General features: G+C 63.0%; 21 protein-coding genes. 8 read left to right on the top strand and 13 right to left on the bottom strand.

All coding sequences use genetic code 11. The features are described from left to right. Positions 1 to 4: 4 nt before the first annotated feature. Positions 5 to 1,393, bottom strand: coding sequence for a class II 3-deoxy-7-phosphoheptulonate synthase (locus UNPA324_RS14660; protein WP_141934972.1), 1,389 nt, complete (start codon positions 1,391 to 1,393; stop codon positions 5 to 7). 181 nt (positions 1,394 to 1,574) lie between these two features. Between UNPA324_RS14660 and UNPA324_RS14655 the strand changes: the two genes are divergently transcribed. Beyond that, positions 1,575 to 2,471, top strand: coding sequence for an alpha/beta hydrolase family protein (locus UNPA324_RS14655; RefSeq protein WP_141934971.1), 897 nt, complete (start codon positions 1,575 to 1,577; stop codon positions 2,469 to 2,471). A 340-nt stretch (positions 2,472 to 2,811) separates the two neighbouring features. Here UNPA324_RS14655 and gstA read toward each other — a convergent pair whose 3' ends face one another. Further along, the gene (gstA, locus tag UNPA324_RS14650) at positions 2,812 to 3,444 is read right to left on the bottom strand and encodes a glutathione transferase GstA (protein ID WP_128922452.1); all 633 of its coding nucleotides are present in this window, start codon (positions 3,442 to 3,444) and stop codon (positions 2,812 to 2,814) included. 253 nt (positions 3,445 to 3,697) lie between these two features. On the opposite strand from gstA, the gene UNPA324_RS14645 reads away from it, so the two are divergent. After that, positions 3,698 to 5,464, top strand: a complete 1,767-nt coding sequence (locus tag UNPA324_RS14645; RefSeq protein ID WP_246667169.1) for an adenylate/guanylate cyclase domain-containing protein — start codon at positions 3,698 to 3,700, stop codon at positions 5,462 to 5,464. 297 nt (positions 5,465 to 5,761) lie between these two features. Further along, a complete protein-coding gene (locus UNPA324_RS14640) occupies positions 5,762 to 6,292 on the top strand; it encodes a DUF2380 domain-containing protein (protein WP_128922453.1) in 531 nt (176 codons plus the stop codon). 181 nt (positions 6,293 to 6,473) lie between these two features. Here the strand turns inward: UNPA324_RS14640 and UNPA324_RS14635 are convergent, their stop codons facing one another. From UNPA324_RS14635 to UNPA324_RS14605, 7 genes are all read right to left on the bottom strand, one after another. Further along, positions 6,474 to 6,737 carry a hypothetical protein gene (locus UNPA324_RS14635; RefSeq protein ID WP_141934970.1) on the bottom strand — a complete coding sequence of 88 codons (264 nt, stop codon included), beginning with the start codon at positions 6,735 to 6,737 and terminating at the stop codon, positions 6,474 to 6,476. Positions 6,738 to 6,940: 203 nt separating this feature from the next. Continuing rightward, positions 6,941 to 7,525 (bottom strand): TIGR00645 family protein, encoded by a 585-nt coding sequence (locus tag UNPA324_RS14630; RefSeq protein WP_128922455.1) that lies wholly within the window; start codon positions 7,523 to 7,525, stop codon positions 6,941 to 6,943. A 34-nt stretch (positions 7,526 to 7,559) separates the two neighbouring features. Further along, positions 7,560 to 8,195, bottom strand: coding sequence for a TerC family protein (locus UNPA324_RS14625; RefSeq protein WP_128922456.1), 636 nt, complete (start codon positions 8,193 to 8,195; stop codon positions 7,560 to 7,562). Next, complete coding sequence (locus tag UNPA324_RS14620) at positions 8,192 to 8,551, bottom strand: hypothetical protein (RefSeq protein WP_141934969.1); 360 nt, start codon at positions 8,549 to 8,551, stop codon at positions 8,192 to 8,194. The genes UNPA324_RS14625 and UNPA324_RS14620 overlap by 4 nt, the downstream gene beginning before the upstream one ends. A 2-nt stretch (positions 8,552 to 8,553) precedes the next feature. Next, positions 8,554 to 9,027, bottom strand: a complete 474-nt coding sequence (locus tag UNPA324_RS14615) for a TerB family tellurite resistance protein (protein ID WP_128922458.1) — start codon at positions 9,025 to 9,027, stop codon at positions 8,554 to 8,556. 393 nt (positions 9,028 to 9,420) lie between these two features. Continuing rightward, entirely contained in the window at positions 9,421 to 9,903 is a 483-nt protein-coding gene (locus UNPA324_RS14610) for a hypothetical protein (protein ID WP_141934968.1), read from the bottom strand. Next, positions 9,900 to 10,499, bottom strand: coding sequence for a hypothetical protein (locus tag UNPA324_RS14605; protein ID WP_245471859.1), 600 nt, complete (start codon positions 10,497 to 10,499; stop codon positions 9,900 to 9,902). The genes UNPA324_RS14610 and UNPA324_RS14605 overlap by 4 nt, the downstream gene beginning before the upstream one ends. 212 nt (positions 10,500 to 10,711) lie before the next feature. Here UNPA324_RS14605 and UNPA324_RS14600 point away from each other — a divergent pair, with 212 nt between their 5' ends. From UNPA324_RS14600 to UNPA324_RS14590, 3 genes are all read left to right on the top strand, one after another. Further along, complete coding sequence (locus UNPA324_RS14600) at positions 10,712 to 11,539, top strand: class II glutamine amidotransferase (RefSeq protein ID WP_128922460.1); 828 nt, start codon at positions 10,712 to 10,714, stop codon at positions 11,537 to 11,539. 20 nt (positions 11,540 to 11,559) lie between these two features. After that, positions 11,560 to 12,789, top strand: coding sequence for a carboxylate-amine ligase (locus tag UNPA324_RS14595; protein ID WP_141934967.1), 1,230 nt, complete (start codon positions 11,560 to 11,562; stop codon positions 12,787 to 12,789). 63 nt (positions 12,790 to 12,852) lie between these two features. Beyond that, on the top strand, positions 12,853 to 13,038 hold the full coding sequence (locus UNPA324_RS14590; RefSeq protein ID WP_128922462.1) for a hypothetical protein: 186 nt from the start codon (positions 12,853 to 12,855) through the stop codon (positions 13,036 to 13,038). A gap of 13 nt (positions 13,039 to 13,051) precedes the next feature. Here UNPA324_RS14590 and UNPA324_RS14585 read toward each other — a convergent pair whose 3' ends face one another. Further along, the gene (locus UNPA324_RS14585) at positions 13,052 to 13,360 is read right to left on the bottom strand and encodes a hypothetical protein (protein WP_141934966.1); all 309 of its coding nucleotides are present in this window, start codon (positions 13,358 to 13,360) and stop codon (positions 13,052 to 13,054) included. A gap of 379 nt (positions 13,361 to 13,739) precedes the next feature. Here UNPA324_RS14585 and UNPA324_RS14580 point away from each other — a divergent pair, with 379 nt between their 5' ends. Beyond that, positions 13,740 to 14,879 carry a hypothetical protein gene (locus UNPA324_RS14580; protein WP_128922464.1) on the top strand — a complete coding sequence of 380 codons (1,140 nt, stop codon included), beginning with the start codon at positions 13,740 to 13,742 and terminating at the stop codon, positions 14,877 to 14,879. 8 nt (positions 14,880 to 14,887) lie between these two features. On the opposite strand, the gene gor is transcribed toward UNPA324_RS14580, so the two are convergent. From gor to rpiA, 3 genes are read right to left on the bottom strand one after another with little or no spacing between them, the layout of a single operon-like run. Next, the gene (gene gor / locus UNPA324_RS14575; protein WP_141934965.1) at positions 14,888 to 16,276 is read right to left on the bottom strand and encodes a glutathione-disulfide reductase; all 1,389 of its coding nucleotides are present in this window, start codon (positions 16,274 to 16,276) and stop codon (positions 14,888 to 14,890) included. A gap of 46 nt (positions 16,277 to 16,322) precedes the next feature. Next, positions 16,323 to 16,868 (bottom strand): DUF2059 domain-containing protein, encoded by a 546-nt coding sequence (locus tag UNPA324_RS14570; RefSeq protein ID WP_141934964.1) that lies wholly within the window; start codon positions 16,866 to 16,868, stop codon positions 16,323 to 16,325. A gap of 2 nt (positions 16,869 to 16,870) precedes the next feature. Next, positions 16,871 to 17,584: a ribose-5-phosphate isomerase RpiA gene (gene rpiA / locus UNPA324_RS14565; protein ID WP_128922674.1), complete on the bottom strand. Its 714-nt coding sequence runs from the start codon at positions 17,582 to 17,584 to the stop codon at positions 16,871 to 16,873. A gap of 154 nt (positions 17,585 to 17,738) precedes the next feature. On the opposite strand from rpiA, the gene UNPA324_RS14560 reads away from it, so the two are divergent. After that, positions 17,739 to 18,413 carry an HAD family hydrolase gene (locus UNPA324_RS14560; protein WP_128922467.1) on the top strand — a complete coding sequence of 225 codons (675 nt, stop codon included), beginning with the start codon at positions 17,739 to 17,741 and terminating at the stop codon, positions 18,411 to 18,413. The last annotated feature ends 3 nt before the right edge of the window (positions 18,414 to 18,416 follow it).

The raw sequence follows: 18,416 nt of genomic DNA, 5'->3' as shown, positions 1-18,416 counted from the left end.
GGTTTTAGAGCCCCGCTGCGACCGGCATCGGCTGGGCCTTGCCGGCGCGCTCCTGCTTGAGCAGTTCTGCGACCAGGAAAGCCATGTCGATGGATTGCTCGGCGTTGAGGCGGGGATCGCAGACCGTGTGATAGCGGTCGTTGAGATCCTCGTCGGTGATCGCGCGGGCGCCGCCGAGGCATTCGGTGACGTCCTGGCCCGTCATTTCCAGATGCACGCCGCCGGCATGGGTGCCTTCGGCGGCATGGATCGCGAAGAACGACTTCACTTCGGACAGGATACGGTCGAAGGGCCGCGTCTTGTAGCCCGACGTCGAGGTGATCGTGTTGCCGTGCATGGGATCGCAGGACCAGACCACCGCCCGGCCTTCGCGCTTCACGGCGCGGATCATGTTCGGCAGATGCTCGCCGACCTTGTCGGAGCCGAAGCGGCCGATCAGCGTCAACCGGCCCGGCTCGTTGTCGGGGTTGAGCACGTCGATCAGCTTCAACAGCTCGTCGGGCTTCAGCGACGGGCCGCACTTCAGCCCGATCGGATTCTTGATGCCGCGGAAATATTCGATATGGCCGTGATCGAGCTGGCGGGTGCGGTCGCCGATCCAGATCATGTGGCCGCTCGTCGCGTACCAGTCCCCGGTGGTGGAATCGACGCGGGTCAGGGCCTGCTCGTAGCCGAGCAGCAGCGCCTCGTGGCTAGTGTAGAAATCGGTAGCGCGCAGCTCGGGATGGGCCTCGAGATCGAGGCCGCAGGCGCGCATGAAATTGAGCGCGTCGGAGATGCGGTCGGCCAATTCCTTGTAGCGGCGCGACTGCGGGCTATCCTTGAGGAAGCCGAGCATCCACTGGTGCACGCTGCCGAGATTGGCGTAGCCGCCGGTCGCGAACGCACGGAGCAGGTTCAGCGTCGCGGCCGATTGGCGATAGGCCATCAGCTGGCGCTGCGGATCGGGGACGCGCGCTTCCTTGGTGAAGGCGATGTCGTTGACAATGTCGCCGCGATAGCTCGGCAGCTCGACGCCATCAACCTTCTCGGTCAGCGACGACCGCGGCTTGGCGAACTGCCCGGCGATGCGGCCGACCTTCACCACAGGCACCGCGCCGGCATAGGTCAGCACCACCGCCATCTGCAGCAGCACGCGGAAGAAATCGCGGATGTTGTTGGCGCCGTGCTCGGCAAAGCTCTCGGCGCAGTCGCCGCCCTGGAGCAGGAAGGCCTCGCCGGCGGCAACGCGCCCCAGCGCCTTCTTCAGATTGCGCGCCTCGCCCGCGAACACCAGCGGCGGAAAAGTCGCAAGCTGCGCCTCGACGTCGGCCAGGGCCTTGGCGTCGGGATAGTCCGGCACCTGTAGCACCGGCTTGCTGCGCCAGGACTCGGGCGTCCACCGCTCGGACATCGCAATCTCTCCGTGAAGCAAAAAGCACAACCTGATCTAGGGGTTGCGAGGGCCGCCTTATACACAGGCTCGCTCCGCCCCGCCAGTTGTAAATCCGTTTTGCATCGCAAACCCTTGCGGGGAAAGCCAAATTCGCATTTGCTGGGAAAGCTAGAGGAAACTGGCAGGATACCTTCTGCCCATGGACGCAGCTTTGGACGACGTTTTCATCGACGAGATCAGCTTCCCGGCGACCGACGGGTATGGGCTCACCGGCACCCTGTTCCTGCCGCGGGGCGCCAAGCGCCATGCCGTGCTGATCAACTCGGCGACCGCCGTGCCGCGGAAAATCTATCGCGGCTTTGCCTCCTATCTCGCCCATCGCGGCTGCGCGGTGCTCACTTACGACTACCGCGGCATCGGCGATTCCCGGCTGCCGGCGATGGTCGGCTACAACCGGCCGAAATCGCTGGTCGGCTTCAAGGCCTCGATGTCGGACTGGGCCGCGCTCGACGTCACCGCCGCGGTGCGCTGGATGCGCGAGCGGTACAATACGCTGCCGCTCGCCTATATCGGTCATTCCTTCGGCGGTCAGGCGCTCGGGCTGATCGCGAACAATACCGACATCTCGCGCGCGGCCTTCGTGGCCTCGCAGGCCGCGACCTGGCGGCTGATGACCTCACCCGAGAAGTACCGCGTCTTCGCCTTCATGAATTTTGTCGGCGTGCCGCTCACCCACGCGCTCGGCTATGCGCCGGGCTGGGCCGGAATCGGCGAGGATTTGCCCAAGGGCGTCTTCCTGCAATGGGCCGAGTGGGTCTCGAGCCCCCGCTATCTCTTCGATTCCAAGCTGCCGGCGCTGGAGAACTTTGCAAAGTTCAGGGGCGAGCTGCGCGCGCTGTGCTTTTCCGACGATCCCTGGGCGACACGGCCGGCGGTCGAGTTGCTGGCGAGCGGCTTCACTACGATCAAGCCGGAGGTGTTGACCGTGAAGCCCTCCGAGGTCGGCGCCAAGGAAGTAGGCCATTTCGGCTTCTTCCGCCTCGAACACCGCGACACGCTGTGGCGCGGCGTCGCGGAATGGGTCCAGGGGGAGTGAGACACGCCTTCGCGTCCTCGCGGCTTTTCTCGCCCAAGCTTTTTGGCAATGAGGGTTGTCCCACCCCTGGCATGTTTTGCCCGTCGGGCAACGCAAGGACTTGTAGATCGTGCCCGGCAGCGGCTCGGGTTTCCACGCAGACGCTGAAAGGCGTGCGACTCCCGCGCAGCCGCCTTTGCCGACGCGCAAGCGGCCAAGCAGGAGGTCGCGGCCCGCCGGCGTAGGCATGAATCAGGACGTGTACTCATAAATGTCGGCTCGCCACCGTAAAGCGGAAGTCACCACCTTGAGCGTGATCTACTGCTCGTGACCCAAGGCGGACGTCGGAGGGAATGCGGCCTCAATGAGGTTGCTTGGCCGGCCAAGGCACAAGCCCTTCGGCCGTCAGAGCAGCAGCAACGGCAGGGCGAGATCCTACTCGCTGGCGATGCGCAAGTACCGAGCTGTACGGCGATAGATCGAAATCCACCCAGCTTGCCCAGTTCGATATGACGAAGAAGTGCGCATCTGCCACCGAATAGTCACCTCCCATCAGATATTCGTTCAATGAAAGATGACCATCGAGATAGGTGAAGCGCGCTCTGAGACGCGCGCGAAATACAGCTCTGCCTTGCTCGGGCACGCCCTCATAGAACAGCGGCGAGAAGCCACCCTTGTGCATCTCGCTTGCGAAGAAATTGAGCCACGCTTGAAGTTTCACGCGCTCGATCGTGCCGTTTGGCGGAGCAAGCTTCTTTCCGGGAACGAGATCGGCCACGTATTGAACAATCGCAGCTCCTTCCGTGAGCAACGTCCCATCGTCAAGCAAGAGAGCGGGTACGTAGCCTAGAGGGTTCACGGTCCTGTAATCGCCACCTCCCGAGATGGCCTTGGTGTGCTCGTCGATCCTGATGGGCTCGAAGGGGACTGCCGCTTCGTGAAGAACGATGTGCGGCAGTAGGGAGGACGAGCCGGGAGCGAAAAACAACTTCATGAGACTGCTACCAGCGCAAGCAGGGACAGATCGAACGACATCGTACTACGTTTCGACCATAGAAATGACGTTTGAAATGGCCCTGCGGGGCCATGTCGCTGGCTAACGGGGTTGGGTTACCGCTTAGCAGGAGTGCACACCCCATCAATCGCGGCGCTGCAGTGGCATACAAGGACCTCGATCGCCGGGCACGCTTACTCTTACCTTCGTCCTCAAATCGGGTACACTCGCCAAACCAAGGATGCGGGACGGCATGGACACCCCATCGACCATGAGGCGTTTGGCCGCGATCCTGGCAGCCGATGTTGCCGGGTACAGCCGCCTAATGTCGGCCGATGAGGAAGGCACGTTGAGGACTTTAGAGTCCTGCCGTCGTGCAATATCTGAGCTGGTATCTGAACATGCTGGACGGATTTTCGGCGGCGCCGGCGACAGCGTGATTGCGGAGTTCAGCAGTTCCGTCCAGGCAGTTCGCGCCGCAGTGGCAATTCAGCGCGCTCTTAGCCGCCACAACGCCGACCTTCCCGATGACAAGAAGATGGAGTTTCGCATTGGGGTCAATGTTGGTGACCTAATAGTTGAAGGCGATAATTTGTTCGGCGACGGAGTAAATATTGCCGCCCGATTAGAAGGAGTTGCCGATCCTGGTGGCATCTGCATTTCGGACGTGGTGCGCGATCAGATCGAGGGCAAGCTCAATTTTCCACTCATGTCACTCGGAAAACGATCGTTAAAGAACATTAGTCGGCCGGTTTCGGTGTACGCCGTGGATTGGCGGCTTCAGCATCCGGCAGCTACCGGCGTGTTGGGCGGTGACCTCTCGCTGCCGGATAAGCCCTCCATCGCGGTGCTCCCGTTCTCAAACATGAGTGGAGATCCCGAGCAGGAATATTTTGCGGACGGCATCACGGAGGACATTATTACCGCCCTGTCGCACCACCGATGGTTCTTCGTCATCGCTCGAAACTCAACGTTCGTCTACAAAGCTCGAGCCGTCGACGTGAAGCAGGTCGCTCGCGAGCTTGGCGTACGGTACATCCTCGAAGGAAGCGTACGAAGAGCCGGTCAGCGCGTGCGGATTACGGGCCAGCTGATCAAGGCGGAAACCGGAAACCATCTATGGGCCGAGCGGTTCGATCGCGACATGGCCGACATATTTGCTATCCAGGACGAGATCACCCAGAGCGTGGTCGGCGCGATCGAGCCCGAGATGTTGCTGATCGAAGGCAGACGAGCCTTTCGCAAGCCCGTCACCAATCTTGATGCATTCGACTGCTGCATGCGGGCCATGGGGCATTTTTCGCAAATAACTCCGGCGAACCAGGACCAGGCAGTCGTTTTGTTGCGACAGGCGATCAGCCTTGATCCGGCTCTCGCCCAGGCACACATGGCACTGGCGCGCACGCTGAACAGCCGGATTTGGCACGGCTGGACCAGGGATATCGCAAACGAGGCATCTGAGGCTCATGCGGCTGCGGCGCGCTCGGTTGCGCTTGATGACCGCGATCCTTACTGCCACTATGCGTTGTGCTGGACGAGTTTGGTAATGCGAATGCACGCACAAGCGCTTGCGGAGGCGCAGCGTTCGATCGACCTCAACCCGAACTTTGCACTCGGCTTTTTGAGTCTCGGTTTAGTTCGGGTCTATATCGGGCACTTCAGGGAAGCGCTCGACGCTCTGCTACGCTGTCTCCGGCTGAACCCGAACGATCCCCAGGCGGGTGCCTTTTTCAGCTTCGTCGGACTAGCACACTATCATCAGGAGAACTATGAGGAGGCTGGCCATTATGGTCAGCTTGCGATCCGCACGCGCCCCCATTATCTCGGTCTCAGAATTCTGCTGGCGAGCCTGGGCCAACTTGGACGAATTGAGGAAGCTCGGCCGTTACTGCATGATTTGATCGCCCGGCCGGCGGATCCGCAACAGCTGTTCGATGCCACTACCCCGTATCTCGAGACGAAATACCGGAAGCACCTCGCAGATGGGTTGCGTCGCGCAGGCGTGACGAGTCTGCAGTGACAGCTTCGTGGAATGGCGGCCCAGCTTCCATTGGCCCAACCGCAACGGTCCTGCCAGCGGAGAAGCGGTGCCTCAAAAGCGACCGGTTTTCAGCGCTCTCGGCAGGTCCCGTTATGGCCGTGACTGCCATTCGCCCGGATAGCCGCAATGTCGGCTTCCGGGCAGGTGAGCCGAACAGCATAGCGCTGCGCTGCCATGGGCGGCCGCATAGCGTTACCAAGGATTAATTTCTTCGACAGGAGACGGAAAGAATCGATCTTCCAAGATGGGCTTAGCTGAGGAGATCGAGTCATCGCCATGCGCCACAGCTCAGTCCTGCACGCTGTTACCGCAGCCGGTCTGTTCCTGGGATCCAGCCTCATCTCAGGTGCATCCGCCGAGACCGCCGGCCACGCCTTGGCTATCTCCGTCGACGATTTCAAATATAGAGACACGTCGAACGAGCCCGCCGATCAGACGGCCGTTCATGAAAAGCGATTGCGGGCCTTCATGACCGCGCTGCGGGACGATGTCACGGCGGACCACCGTTTTGAGCTTGTGCCGTCCTCCTGCTCTTCAAATTGTCCGACCGATGAACCGACGTTGCGCGATCGGCTGCGCGCGGCGTCACAGGACGGCGCGCGGATCCTGATCATCGGCGGCTTTCATAAGATGAGCACGCTGGTGCAGTTTGCGCAGATTGTTGCTATCGATACAGAATCCCAGCGCATCGTGTTTAGGAAATACTTCCAGTTCCGCGGCGACAACGACGAGGCATGGCAGCGGGCGGAGCGCTTTATATCGGAGGAGGTCCGCGACCGGCTGCTTGAAAGCAGATCGCAGCAATAGACTACGCGACGCATGTGCATGGCGCCGTCAGCCCGCTTATGGCCCCATAGCCGACCTCCTGCGGCGCTCGGGCCGACGTCCGCAACTGGGCCCATCTGCGACCTCGGAGGCCATCCGCTCCTCGGCTGATGCTGCCGGTAAGCCGGGCGTCAGGCGGACAGCCGATTAGCGAGGCCAGGCCCTAACGGATGATCGTCGTCAGCGACGAATAACGCTTATTCGGCTTGACCTCGCCGGCCGAGAACTGCGCGAACGCTTCGCTGACGCGGACCGCTGGCGGCGTGTCGGTCCCAAACCGAAACTCCTTCGGCCGCGGCGCGTAGAAGCTGGCGTGGTAATAGGCGTCGTCGAAGCGCGCCTCGCCGACCCCGAACAATGCGTCACAGACCAGCAGGAGCGCGTAGACTCCCGCGACTGCTGCGACGACCTCCCTGAGAACTGACATGCCCATAGCCCTGCCCTTTTGCAGGCAGGATGCAGATCGGTTCCAAAGGCCTGGTTTAAGGCGTCGGGCTTCTTGTCGGCAGGGTTTGCCGCCGCTGAACCGATTGCAGACAAGTTTATCGATCTCGAAAAAGAGCCCGCCGGATCGGACGATCAGGCGGGCCCAGGATCGGCCGCTCGGGAGGTCTCAGGCGGCCAGGTTCGTCAGTCGTGGCCGGCCTCCGTGCGGTGGCCGCTCTCGCTGAGGCGGTCGACCCAGGCGATGCCGATCGCAGAGATGATGAAGGTCAGGTGGATCAGCACCTGCCACATCACGCCGGTCTCGGTGAAGTTGCTGCGCGTGGTGCCGAGATTGCCGGCTTCGATGAAGGTCCTGAGCAGCGAGATCGAGGAAATGCCGATGATCGCCATCGCGAGCTTGATCTTGAGCACGCTGGCATTGACGTGACTGAGCCATTCCGGCTCGTCGGGATGCCCGCTCAGGTTCAGGCGGGAGACGAAGGTCTCGTAGCCGCCGACGATCACCATCACCAGCAGGTTCGAGATCATGACCACGTCGATCAGCCCGAGCACGACCAGCATGATCTGCTGCTCGCTGGCGTCGAACGAGTGCGCAACCAGGTGCCAGAGCTCCTTCAGGAACAGCAGCACATAGACGGCCTGCGCGACGATGAGGCCGATATAGAGCGGCAATTGCAGCCAGCGCGAGCCGAAGATCAGTTTCGGAAACAGGCCGATCGGTGGCTGCGGCGCGGTCGGCGCCGAAGGTGCTGTGGATTCAGACGTCATTGATCACTCCGGATTGCAGACAGGCATGCGCGCGTCAGAGACTCGCGATGACGGGTGCGAGCTCGAGCGAGCCCCGATAGATCATCTCGAACGCGACGTAGATGATGATGGCGAGGCCGACATAGGCGATCCAGCGTTGCTTCTGGAGCACGCGGCCGAGCAGATCGGCGGCGACGCCCATCATCGCGACCGACAGCAACAGGCCGAAGGCGAGGATGTAGGGATGCTCGCGCGCGGCGCCCGCGACCGCGAGCACGTTGTCGAGCGACATCGAGACGTCCGCGGCAACGATCTGCACCGCAGCCTGGCCGAAGGTCTTTCGCTGCGCCGGCGCAGCATCCGCGCCGGCGCCACGGCTGAACGCGAGTTGCCTCGCATGCGACTGCTCGCGCAGTTCGCGCCACATCTTCCAGCACACCCAGAGCAGCAGCACGCCGCCGGCAAGCAGCAGGCCGATGACCTGCAGCAGCTGGGTCGCGACGCCGGCGAAGACGATGCGCAGTGCCGTGGCGGCAGCGATGCCGACGATGATGGCGCGGCGGCGCTGCTCGGCCGGCAGTCCCGCTGCGGCGAGGCCGATGACGACGGCGTTGTCGCCGGCGAGCACGAGGTCGATCAGGACGACTTGAAGCAGCGCGGTCAGCGCATCGGGCGTGATGAATTCAGTCATGATCGGTCATTCGGTGCAGACGGATCGAGCCAATGCGGCTTCTTCCGCTCGACCCAATCCAGGACCTTCGAACATGAGGAGCGCAGCGCAGGCACGTCCTCGGCAAGCAGCGCGAGACCGAGCGGCAGCATCCAGACGCCGAGAATCGGCAGGAAGGAAAGCACGCCGCCAACGATGAGCAGCGTGCCCGATGGGATTCTGACCCAGCGGTTCGACGGTTTGAGCAGATAGGTGACGGTGTCACCCATGCGCGGCGGCAGCCGATCGACGAGCTTGTCGAGGCGCGGGTCACCGCCGGCCATCTCGCTGGCGGGACCTGCGGCCTCATTGCTGCGCTCGTCCGATGCTGCGCTCATGCTTACTTCTCCGTGGCCAACTGCCGTTCGATGCGCCCCTGACCCGATGTGACCGGCTTGGCGCGCGGCAGCGCCAGTGTCAGCAAGCGCAACAATTTGATCGCCTGCACTTCATGGGGATGGACGTCTTCGTCGGCCGCTGCGACCCGCTCCGACAGTTCCATCATATGTGACGACAGCGGCATGTCCGAGACCGGTCGCAGCGTGTCAATCACGACATTGGCGAAATCCGGCTCCTCCAGCCGTTCGGCCAGTGCGTCGAACATTGCAGACAGCCGCTCGTCGTCGAGATGCGGCGCCAATCCGCGCTCCCTGATGAACCGGATCACCTCGTCGCGCTCGACCGGCGAGACCCGCCGGTCGGCCACGGCGACGAGCGCGCCGGCAATCACCAGCGCGGCCGCGGCCTGCTCGTTCAGGCTGGACGGCTCCGCGATCTCGATCTCAACAGGATTTGAATGCTTGGCGTCAGTCATCGTTGCTCCTCAATCTTTGCGAAATGGCCGCACGGAGCTGCGATGGGGACGATGAGGTCGGAGAGAACATTAGGGGCCCGACGATCGGCCAATCCATCGCATTCGCGCGGGACAGGTCATCCGACATCACGAGGTTGGCCGACATCGTCGGCGTCCTCGCCAGAGGGGCCCGGATTCTTGTTCGTGTCAGAGATAAAGATGCGCCTGTCGGAATCAATACGAGATGACTGCGACCAGCCGCCGCATCGGGTTCCATGTCTATGGGGAACGGCCGAGGCGAACGACGCTTTCCGAACCCGTCATCCTGAGGCGTGAGGGTTGCGATGCATTGGCATCGGAGGCCGAGCCTCGAAGGATGACGGGTTGGCAATCAACGGCCGCAACATCCCGATGTCAGCTTGCGCAGGAACGAACCGTCACGCGCTCACTCCTGACAATTGCTTCAACCGCCTTGCGTGCGAGATCGTCAAAGTCGGACGGTTGCAGATAACCCTGCGCATACGCTTCCTGCGTCAATCGCTCGATGCGTTTGTCTTCGCCGGTGGACCATTGCTTCGCGATGTAGTCCGCACCGGGCTTGCCAAAGGTCTCGGGATAACGTTCGGTCTCGTTCTGACGGCGCGTGTAATATCCGCTGACCGAGCTGATGAACTGCCTCCGCCCCTCACCTGCGCAGCGCGAGCCATAGGGACGCTCGAACGCCAGCGTCGCTTCGTGGCGCGTGCTCGCTCTCCCGTGGACGAAGATCGCTTCGTTGGAGCCATAACCCGGACCGTCGGTTGGCCTCGCAGGCTCGGCTGGCTTTTGCGGCGCAAATGCCCATGCGGCGACCTGATAGACGACGAGGGCCCAGAGGATGAACCAGGCGCGGTTCATCTCGCATTCGTCCCGCGTTGCTGCGGCAGGCACACCGGAGACGGATCGGACCACAGGCCGGGCCCGGCAAACTGGAGCACCGTGAGGCGGATCTCCTCCGGGAAATCCTCCTTGACGATTCCTTTTTGTTCGAACGCCTCGGCGAGCTGCGCCTTGACGCGAACGTCAAGGGGCGTCGAATATGCGGCGTTGGCCCGATCACGCTTCTCTTCGCTACACAACATTGCCAGCGCCGGATTTGGGCAGTCGAAAATCTTCATGTAGCCCCGCGCATAAGCCGACGTGGCCGCGATGAGGTTCGCCTTCATCGTCTTGTCACACGGCGACATCGTGTAGGCGGTGCCCGCCTGCAGCGCGTCCATGCGCAGCGCATCGAGCTGCGGATCCTTGTCACTTTGCAGGGTGTGCTTGGCTTCCCACGCCTTGCGCTCGTACGCCTTGGCGCTCTCGTCGCCGAATGAGGCCGTGAGTGTCGCCTTCAACTCACCGGTCGGTGAAGAGGAAGGGACGGTCATGGGAAAGCCACGCATCGCCCAGGAGACAGCGACGAAAGCGGTGACGAACGCCATGCATGTGAAAAGAACGAAGCGGCTCATGATGCGCACCCAAATTACAGGGCGCAACCTAGCCGTGTCGAGTTAACAGACGTACTAGTCTACGCGTTGCACCTCCGCAGGGTGAATGAACGTCTAAGGATGCCACGCGAAATGCGAGTCCTTCCGAAGAGGACGAACAGCTGCGGTCAGGAACTATCATGCAGGCCAATCAATTACTGCACATCACGGTATCTCCCGACAGGATACATCTCATGTGCCGCTGGATTGCATACCGGGGCGAGACGACGTCTTTCGAGCCCTATGTCACCGAGCCCGAGCATTCTCTGGTCGCGCAGAGCATCCGCTCGCTGCAATCGACGGCGGGCTCGAACGGCGACGGCTTTGGTCTCGGCTGGTACGGCGAGCATCCGGAACCCGGCCTCTATCGCGAGACGCGCCCGGCGTGGTCGGACGAAAATTTGCGCTATCTCTGCCGGCATTTGCGCTCGCATTTGTTCTTTGCGCATGTGCGCGCCGCCACCGGCACGGCGGTGACGCGGCAGAATTGCCATCCCTTTGCCTGCGGCCACTGGATGTTCATGCACAACGGATTCGTCGGAAGCTGGAACCGGCTGCGGCGCAAGGTCGAGGCGCTGATTCCCGATGCCTATTACCCTTCGCGGCTTGGCACGACCGACTCGGAAGCCGTGTTCCTGGCGATGATGGGCGCCGGCCTCGACAGCGATCCGCTTCAGGCGACGCGGCGTGTGCTGCATGCTCTCGTCGGCCTCGTCAATGAAGGCCACTTGCGCGAACGGCTGCGCTTCACCAGTGCGATCGCCAACGGCAAGGATCTCTACGCCTTCCGTGTTGCGGTCAACGACGCCGCGAACACACTCTATTTCCGTGAGGACGGCGGCGAGGTCATCGTCGTGTCCGAGCCGTTCGACAAGGAATCGGACTGGACCGAAGTGCCGCCCAATCACGCGCTGATCGCGCGTGCGTCCGAAAACGCGAAGATTGTTCCGTTCGACGCGACAATTTGCAGTGAGTGCGACGCGGAACCCGCTCCTGCCAGAAGGATTATCGCCCGGAGGTAATGCCTTTGCCGGGTGGCCTAATGACATTTGCTTCGGACGTTTTGAAATTGCTGCGCCTCGATTCCTCTCATGACAAGCAGCACCTCGTCATTCGCTCCGCCGGCGCCGGCGGCAAGGCGGCTGAATATTCGTTCGGCATCGAGGAGGAATATTTCCTGGCCGATCGACGTACGTTCGAGGTCGCGATCCAGACTCCCAACGAGCTGTTCGAATCGGCGAACTGGTCGACCGGCGGCCAGGCCATGCGCGAGATGCTGCAATCCCAGCTCGAGGTCGCCACCAACGTTCACCTCGACGTCAACGATGCCCGCGAAGAGCTTCGCTTCCTGCGTCGCGAAATCGCGAACGTCGCCGCGCAATATGGCTTCGTGATCATGGCCTGCGGCACGCATCCGACGGCAGTCTGGCGCATGTCGCAGCCGAGCCCGAAGCCGCGCTATGAGGAGATGATCGAGGATCTGCGCAGCGTCGGCCATCGCAACATGATGTGCGGCATGCATGTGCATGTTCAGTTGCCCGATCCCGAGAAGCGCATGGCGGTGATGCGGGCGATGCTGCCGCATCTGCCGCTGCTCATCGCGCTGTCGGCCTCCTCTCCGTTCTGGAATTCGCACAAGACCGGACTGAAGGGCTACCGGCTCGCCGCCTATTCCGAGCTGCCGCGCACCGGCCTGCCCGAGCTGTTCGAGGCCAAGCAGGATTACGACGAATATGTCGGCACCCTGCAGCGCTCCGGCGTGATACCCGACGAGAGCCACATCTGGTGGGCGATGCGTCCTTCGATGCGGCACCCGACGCTCGAGCTTCGTGCGCCCGACACCTGCACCTTCGTCGACGATGCCGTTGCCATCGCCTCGCTCTATCGCTGCCTGACGCGTCACCTCCATCTGCGGCCTCATCTGTCGAAAGAGGTCACGGCGGTCGAACGCGCAATCGCGGTGGAGAATAAATGGCGCGCCCAGCGCTACGGAACCGATTGCATCTTTGCCTCTCGAGACGGACCGGTCACGATCTCGGAGCTGCTCTCCCGGATCATCGACGACACCGCCGAGGACGCGGACCTACTGGGTTGCGCCGCCGAGATCGAGCATTGCCGCGTCATTGTGGACCGCGGCAGCTCGGCCGAATTCCAGCTTCGCGCCTATCGCGAAAGCGGCGACGACATCGCAGCGGTGTCACGATGGATCGCTACATCGACGATCTCGGGATCGAGCGCGCCGATCGGACGCAATACGCCAGCGCCGTCGTAGCGCCCGCGCAAGCTTCGCGAACGAGAACGTGATTTCTGAATTTGGTACGCCGTAGGGGAATGCATGACTGACATCGCCTGGTGCGCCGGTTGCGGCCACAGCCTGGTCCCGATCCTGTCCAAGAACGGTCGCGCGCGGCCAAGCTGCTTCTGGTGCGAGGGCGTCGACGTGCGCACTATGGAGATGGCAAAGTGGGCGGACAGCCCGGCCGGCAAGCCGGATCGGGCCGCGCCGCGCGCTCTTGATTAAGGCGCCCTCCGCCTCAAGCCCGTGCCACCAGGCGCGGACGGAACACGGACTCGGCGGTCGGGGCCCGAGCATCGACCGACTTTCGCGTCGGCCGGCGCCGCGGGATGAAGAAATTGTTCATGAGGATCGGCTCGTGATCGTCGAGCGCGACCCGCTCCTTCGCGAGCAGGCTCATGACCGAGCGCATCTTGATGACTTCCCGCGCCACGAAGCTGCAGTCCTCGCTGCGATTGATCTGCTCGTGCATGATCGCCTCGGCTTCGCGCATGCTGACGCGGAGCGCTCTGATGGTTCTGCGAATTTCGCTGATACGGTTGTCCATGACTGCCTCCATCTCGGTGGCAGCATAAGAACAAAACATGAACATTCTGTCAATCGCCGCCTGTGCGGTCGCGACATTATTGCTGATCCCAAGAGCGGCATCGCGCCGATCTGGCACCAGCGCCGCTGCACCTGCACTGGCGAGGCTTGCCGACAAATTGGACACCCCCGTCGCCGCCCTCGGAAGCACGCGCCCCCGACACGGCGTCTGACGATCAGAACAAGCCGTCGATCTAACGTCCCGTGCAACCACCGGATTTTTTCCTGAACGGGCACGCTTGCATCGCGGCGCCGGGGCTCGCTCGCTGCTTCACAAACCAACTGGCCCAGAATTCGCAATGACGTTGTCAGCGAAGCAACGGCGCAGAGCGGAGAACGTCATGAACGTGCATGCTGCGGGCGATCTCAAGACGACCGGCCTCACCCATCCGAATGGCGCGCCGCTCCGCCTCAGCACCCAGGACTTCGTCGCAATCGATCGCGACCGGAATGCGAAGTTCGAGGCGACGTATCGCCCGCAAGCGCTCTACAATCGCGCCAACGAAGGCTTTCACGCCAACAACGAAACCTTCCTGCTCCACGAAGTCGCGACGAACTTGCCGATCTATCGCCCCGACACCGGGCCCACCGACTTCCACCTGCATCTTCCACCCGGCGGCTTTCAGCTGGTGCTGGTCACCTCGGGCGCGTTCACCTTCGACTATGACGGGCGCTTCTACAATGTCGGCCCCGGCGCGGTGATGCTGCAAAGCGCGATCGTGCATCGCCAGCTCTTCTACACCTGGTCGGGCCTGTCGACCGAAGAGAACTTGAAGACGCCGCAGACGGTGGTGCCGGATCCGATCTCGATGGGCTATTCGGGCAAATTCCTCGAAGCCTTCATCACCGATCCCACCACCTTTCCGAATCCGACCATCGTGGGCCCCGATCAGATCGTTGAAGCTGAAACGCCGCGCGTGGCCTGGAGCCATCCGCTGCACGATCGCCCGGCCAATGCCGGCTTCTGGCTTCAGGATCCGCTGGCGCTGGATGCACTGTTCAAGCCGCTCGCGGATGGCTCGATCAAATCGCCGCTGCCGGTTTGCGTGCGCGATATCGGCATCGAGACACCGAGCGGCGAGCTCGTCACCGGCCACATCATCGCGACCGACCCGCGCGGCCAGTCGCTTCTGCCGAAGAGTACATCGGCATCCGTGGACGCCGCCTCGTTCGCCAAGGGTGAGGTCGTGATCTATCGCGTCATTCGCGGCACGGCTGAATTCAAGAACAAGGCCGGCGAGACATTCGAGCTTGCGTCAGGCGATGTGTTGACGGCCGGCAAGAGCTCGATCAGCCTCGTCGCGGTTGGCGAGAACACCCAGGTGCTCCGGCTCGGCCTTCTCAAGGGCATCGACAACCTTCGCAGCTGGACGCCGACGCAGCGCGACGAGATCGACGGTCTCGCCGGGCAGATCATCACGCGGAAGGACATTCGTCCGCTGCGCACCGAAGGTGAGCCGGTGGGGTATCTGTACGGTTAGGAGACGCCCTACTCCGCCGCCTGGCGGACGTGGCGCGCGGTCGGCGTGCGCATGGTGACGAGTTCCTCGGCCGCGGTCGGATGCAGCGCGATCGTCGCGTCGAAATCGGCCTTGGTCGCCTTCATCTTCACCGCGATCGCGACGGCTTGCGTGATCTCGGCGGCGGCATCGCCGACGATGTGGCAGCCGAGCACGCGATCGGTCGCACCGTCGACCACGAGCTTCATCAGCACGCGAGTGTCGCGGCCGGACATCGTCGCCTTGATCGGGCGGAACGTCGTCTTGTAGATGTCGACGTGGCTGAATTGCGCGCGCGCCTCGGTTTCCGTCAGACCAACCGTGCCGACCTCCGGCTGCGAGAACACCGCGGTCGGGATGTTGGCGTGATCGACCCTCACCTCGCGCTTGCCGAACACGGTATCGGCGAAGGCATGGCCCTCGCGGATCGCGACCGGCGTCAGGTTGAAGCGATGGGTGACGTCGCCGATCGCATAGATGCTGTCGACCGAGCTCCTGGAGAAATGGTCGACCGCGATGCCGCCGTTGTTCGGGTTGATGGCGACACCGGCCTTCTCCAGGCCGAGATTGGCCACCGCCGGATGGCGGCCGATCGCGAACATCACCTGGTCGGAAGCGAGGCTCGATCCGTTCGACAGATGCGTGGTGAACTCCTCGCCGTGGCGATCGACCTTCGCCACCGTGCAACCGGTGAGAATGGTGATGCCTTGCTTCTCCATCTCGGCTCGGACATGGGCGCGGACGTCCTCGTCGAAACCGCGAAGGATGTTGTCGCCGCGATAGATCACGGTGACGTCGGAGCCGAAGCCGGCGAAGATGCCGGCGAATTCCAGCGCGATATAGCCGCCGCCCTGGATCACGATCCGCTTCGGCAGCTTCTTGAGATGGAACGCCTCGTTGGAGGAGATCACGTGCTCGATGCCGGGAATCGCGGCGCCGTGGTTGGGCGCGCCGCCGGTGGCGATCAGGATGTATTTTGCGGTGATCTTGCGGTCGTTCTCGAGCAGACGGACGGCGTGCTTGTCTTCGATCACCGCGCGGCTCTTGACGATTTGCGCGCCCGACTTCTCGACATTGGCAGTGTAGGCCGCCTCCAGCCGCGCGATCTCCTTGTCCTTGTTGGCGATCAGCGTCGCCCAGTCGAAGCTGGCGGGCGGAACGGTCCAGCCGAAACCCGCGGCATCCTCGAGCTCATGACGGACATGCGAGCCGATCACGAACAGCTTCTTCGGCACGCAGCCGCGGATCACGCAGGTCCCGCCCATGCGGTACTCTTCCGCGATCATCACGCGGGCGCCGTGACCGGCCGCGATGCGGGCGGCACGCACGCCGCCCGAACCACCACCGATGACGAAGAGGTCGACGTCGAATTCAGCCATTGTCCACTCCGACCTCCTTCAAAGATTCCTGATCAGATAGTGTCTGTCAGATTTCCTTGCCACGCTTGCGCATCTCGGCGCGGAAGGCCCCCATCACGGTCTCGGAGAAGTTCTGGGCCCAGGAGTTCATGAAGGCCATGCTGAGCCCGATGGCGCGCGGCTCGGCGTCGATCAGCTTCTTGCCGAGCGGCGACTTGTAGAAGGTGACGAGATCCTTCAGCTCCTGCTCGGTGAACTCGCTGGCATAGATCTGCGCCATGCCTTCGCCGATCTCGTTCTGGCGGCCCTGGAGCTGCTGCGCCACGATCGGCGCGACCTCGTTGAGGTCCTTCTGATAGTTGAGGTTCTGCTGGGTCAGCGCGATCTTGGTCTTCTCGACGAGGCCGGGCACGGCGCCGGCATACATCGCATTGGCGTTCTTGATCTGCAAAATTTCCCTGGCTGCCGCAATCGCCGCGGGCGAGGCCTTCGGCTGGGCCGGCGCGGCGCCAGCCTTTGGCTGGGCGGGCTGCTGCGCCACGACCGGGGCGGCCGTAAGGGCCAATCCCACGACGAGCGTCGCGGCCGGCAAGAACTTCAAAACGCTCTTCATTCCTAGTCTCCTTTCGGCTTGCGCCGTTCAATCACGCGAATTCCCTCAGCCCCCGCCAGAACGGCAGAGCTGGCCAAGCCGATGAACAATCCATGCTCGACCACGCCGGGGATCGCGCTCAACGCCGTGGCGAGGCTGGCAGGATCCTCGATCCGTCCGAGCTGGGCATCGACGATCCAGTGGCCGCCGTCGGTGACGAAAACGTGGCCGTCCTTGGCCTTGCGGACCGCCATTTGCCCGGAAACGCCGCATTCGGCAAATGCCTTCTCGATCGCGCGGCGCGTCGCGCCGAGGCCGAACGGAATGACCTCGACCGGCAGCGGAAATTTGCCCAGCGTCGGCACCCATTTGGTGTCATCGGCAATCACGATCATGCGATCCGAGGCCGCCGCCACGATCTTCTCGCGCAGCAGCGCGCCGCCGCCGCCCTTGATCAGGTTGAGCGCGGGATCGATCTCGTCGGCGCCGTCGACGGTGATGTCGAGATGGTCGATCTCGTCGAGCGTCGTGAGTGGGACCCCGCAACGCGCCGCGTCGAGGCGCGTCGCCTCGGAGGTCGGCACGCCGATCACCTTCAGCCCGGCGGCGACGCGCTCGCCGAGCAGCTCGACGAAATGCTTTGCGGTCGAGCCGGTGCCGAGCCCGAGCTGCATGCCGTCCCTGACATCCTCGAGCGCGCGAGCAGCAGCCTGTCGCTTCAACTGGTCCATATTCACGTTTGCGCCCACCTATGAAGTCTCGAACGTGCCGCCGATCATGGCCGCTTTCGGCGGCCTATGTAGCCTCGTTTTCCGCGCGGGAACAGGCCTATAAGGTGATCTTATGGGCCTGCCCCTTGCGTGGACACGAGCGGGCCGGTAGCGCTTGATCATGAACTCCCCTCACACCATCGTCTTCGATCTCGACGGCACGCTTGTGGATACGGCGCCCGACCTGATCACCGCGCTGAACTACGTGCTCGACCGCGAAGGGCTGCCGCCGGTGCCGATGGCCTCGGCCCGCAACATGATCGGCGCCGGCGCCCGCAAGCTGATCGAGCGGGGGCTGGAAGCGGAGGGTCGCACCGTCACCCCCGCCGACATGGACCGGATGACCGCCGATTTCATCGGCTATTATGCCGATCATATCGCCGTCGAATCCCGGCCCTTCGAGGGGCTCGAGGCCGCGCTCGACCAGTTTTCGGCGCAAGGCCACCGCCTCGCGGTCTGCACCAACAAGCTGGAATGGCTGTCGAAGCGGCTGCTGGACGAGCTCGACCTCAGCCGCCGCTTCGCGGCGATCTGCGGCGCCGACACCTTTGGCGTCCAAAAGCCGGATCCGACCATCTTCCGCGAGACCGTGGCGCGGGCCGGCGGAGCGGTCAAAGCCAGCATCATGGTCGGCGACGCCGGAACCGATGTCGGGGTGGCCCGCCGGGCCGGAGTACCCGTGATCGGGGTCAGCTTCGGCTACACGGATGTGCCGATTGCCGAGCTGAAACCGGACCGGCTGATCCATCACATGCGCGACCTGCCGGCCGCCGCCAGCAGCCTGATGACCGTATAACGC

This window comes from Bradyrhizobium sp. UNPA324 (assembly GCF_006658635.1).
GTDB classification, from domain to species: Bacteria; Pseudomonadota; Alphaproteobacteria; order Rhizobiales; family Xanthobacteraceae; genus Bradyrhizobium; species Bradyrhizobium nanningense.
This window is presented reverse-complemented; position numbering and strand designations above follow the sequence as displayed.

What these genes read in the sequence shown, in the direction of transcription:
- UNPA324_RS14660 (WP_141934972.1), bottom strand. Translation starts at nt 1,393, where the DNA reads ATGTCCGAGCGGTGGACGCCCGAGTCCTGGCGCAGCAAGCCGGTGCTA.
- UNPA324_RS14610 (WP_141934968.1), bottom strand. Translation starts at nt 9,903, where the DNA reads ATGAACCGCGCCTGGTTCATCCTCTGGGCCCTCGTCGTCTATCAGGTC.
- UNPA324_RS14580 (WP_128922464.1), top strand. Translation starts at nt 13,740, where the DNA reads ATGAACGTGCATGCTGCGGGCGATCTCAAGACGACCGGCCTCACCCAT.
- UNPA324_RS14630 (WP_128922455.1), bottom strand. Translation starts at nt 7,525, where the DNA reads ATGACGTCTGAATCCACAGCACCTTCGGCGCCGACCGCGCCGCAGCCA.
- UNPA324_RS14605 (WP_245471859.1), bottom strand. Translation starts at nt 10,499, where the DNA reads ATGAGCCGCTTCGTTCTTTTCACATGCATGGCGTTCGTCACCGCTTTC.
- UNPA324_RS14625 (WP_128922456.1), bottom strand. Translation starts at nt 8,195, where the DNA reads ATGACTGAATTCATCACGCCCGATGCGCTGACCGCGCTGCTTCAAGTC.
- UNPA324_RS14645 (WP_246667169.1), top strand. Translation starts at nt 3,698, where the DNA reads ATGGACACCCCATCGACCATGAGGCGTTTGGCCGCGATCCTGGCAGCC.
- UNPA324_RS14655 (WP_141934971.1), top strand. Translation starts at nt 1,575, where the DNA reads ATGGACGCAGCTTTGGACGACGTTTTCATCGACGAGATCAGCTTCCCG.
- UNPA324_RS14640 (WP_128922453.1), top strand. Translation starts at nt 5,762, where the DNA reads ATGCGCCACAGCTCAGTCCTGCACGCTGTTACCGCAGCCGGTCTGTTC.
- gstA (WP_128922452.1), bottom strand. Translation starts at nt 3,444, where the DNA reads ATGAAGTTGTTTTTCGCTCCCGGCTCGTCCTCCCTACTGCCGCACATC.
- UNPA324_RS14585 (WP_141934966.1), bottom strand. Translation starts at nt 13,360, where the DNA reads ATGGACAACCGTATCAGCGAAATTCGCAGAACCATCAGAGCGCTCCGC.
- UNPA324_RS14600 (WP_128922460.1), top strand. Translation starts at nt 10,712, where the DNA reads ATGTGCCGCTGGATTGCATACCGGGGCGAGACGACGTCTTTCGAGCCC.
- UNPA324_RS14615 (WP_128922458.1), bottom strand. Translation starts at nt 9,027, where the DNA reads ATGACTGACGCCAAGCATTCAAATCCTGTTGAGATCGAGATCGCGGAG.
- UNPA324_RS14595 (WP_141934967.1), top strand. Translation starts at nt 11,560, where the DNA reads ATGACATTTGCTTCGGACGTTTTGAAATTGCTGCGCCTCGATTCCTCT.
- UNPA324_RS14620 (WP_141934969.1), bottom strand. Translation starts at nt 8,551, where the DNA reads ATGAGCGCAGCATCGGACGAGCGCAGCAATGAGGCCGCAGGTCCCGCC.
- UNPA324_RS14570 (WP_141934964.1), bottom strand. Translation starts at nt 16,868, where the DNA reads ATGAAGAGCGTTTTGAAGTTCTTGCCGGCCGCGACGCTCGTCGTGGGA.
- UNPA324_RS14635 (WP_141934970.1), bottom strand. Translation starts at nt 6,737, where the DNA reads ATGTCAGTTCTCAGGGAGGTCGTCGCAGCAGTCGCGGGAGTCTACGCG.
- UNPA324_RS14560 (WP_128922467.1), top strand. Translation starts at nt 17,739, where the DNA reads ATGAACTCCCCTCACACCATCGTCTTCGATCTCGACGGCACGCTTGTG.
- gor (WP_141934965.1), bottom strand. Translation starts at nt 16,276, where the DNA reads ATGGCTGAATTCGACGTCGACCTCTTCGTCATCGGTGGTGGTTCGGGC.
- UNPA324_RS14590 (WP_128922462.1), top strand. Translation starts at nt 12,853, where the DNA reads ATGACTGACATCGCCTGGTGCGCCGGTTGCGGCCACAGCCTGGTCCCG.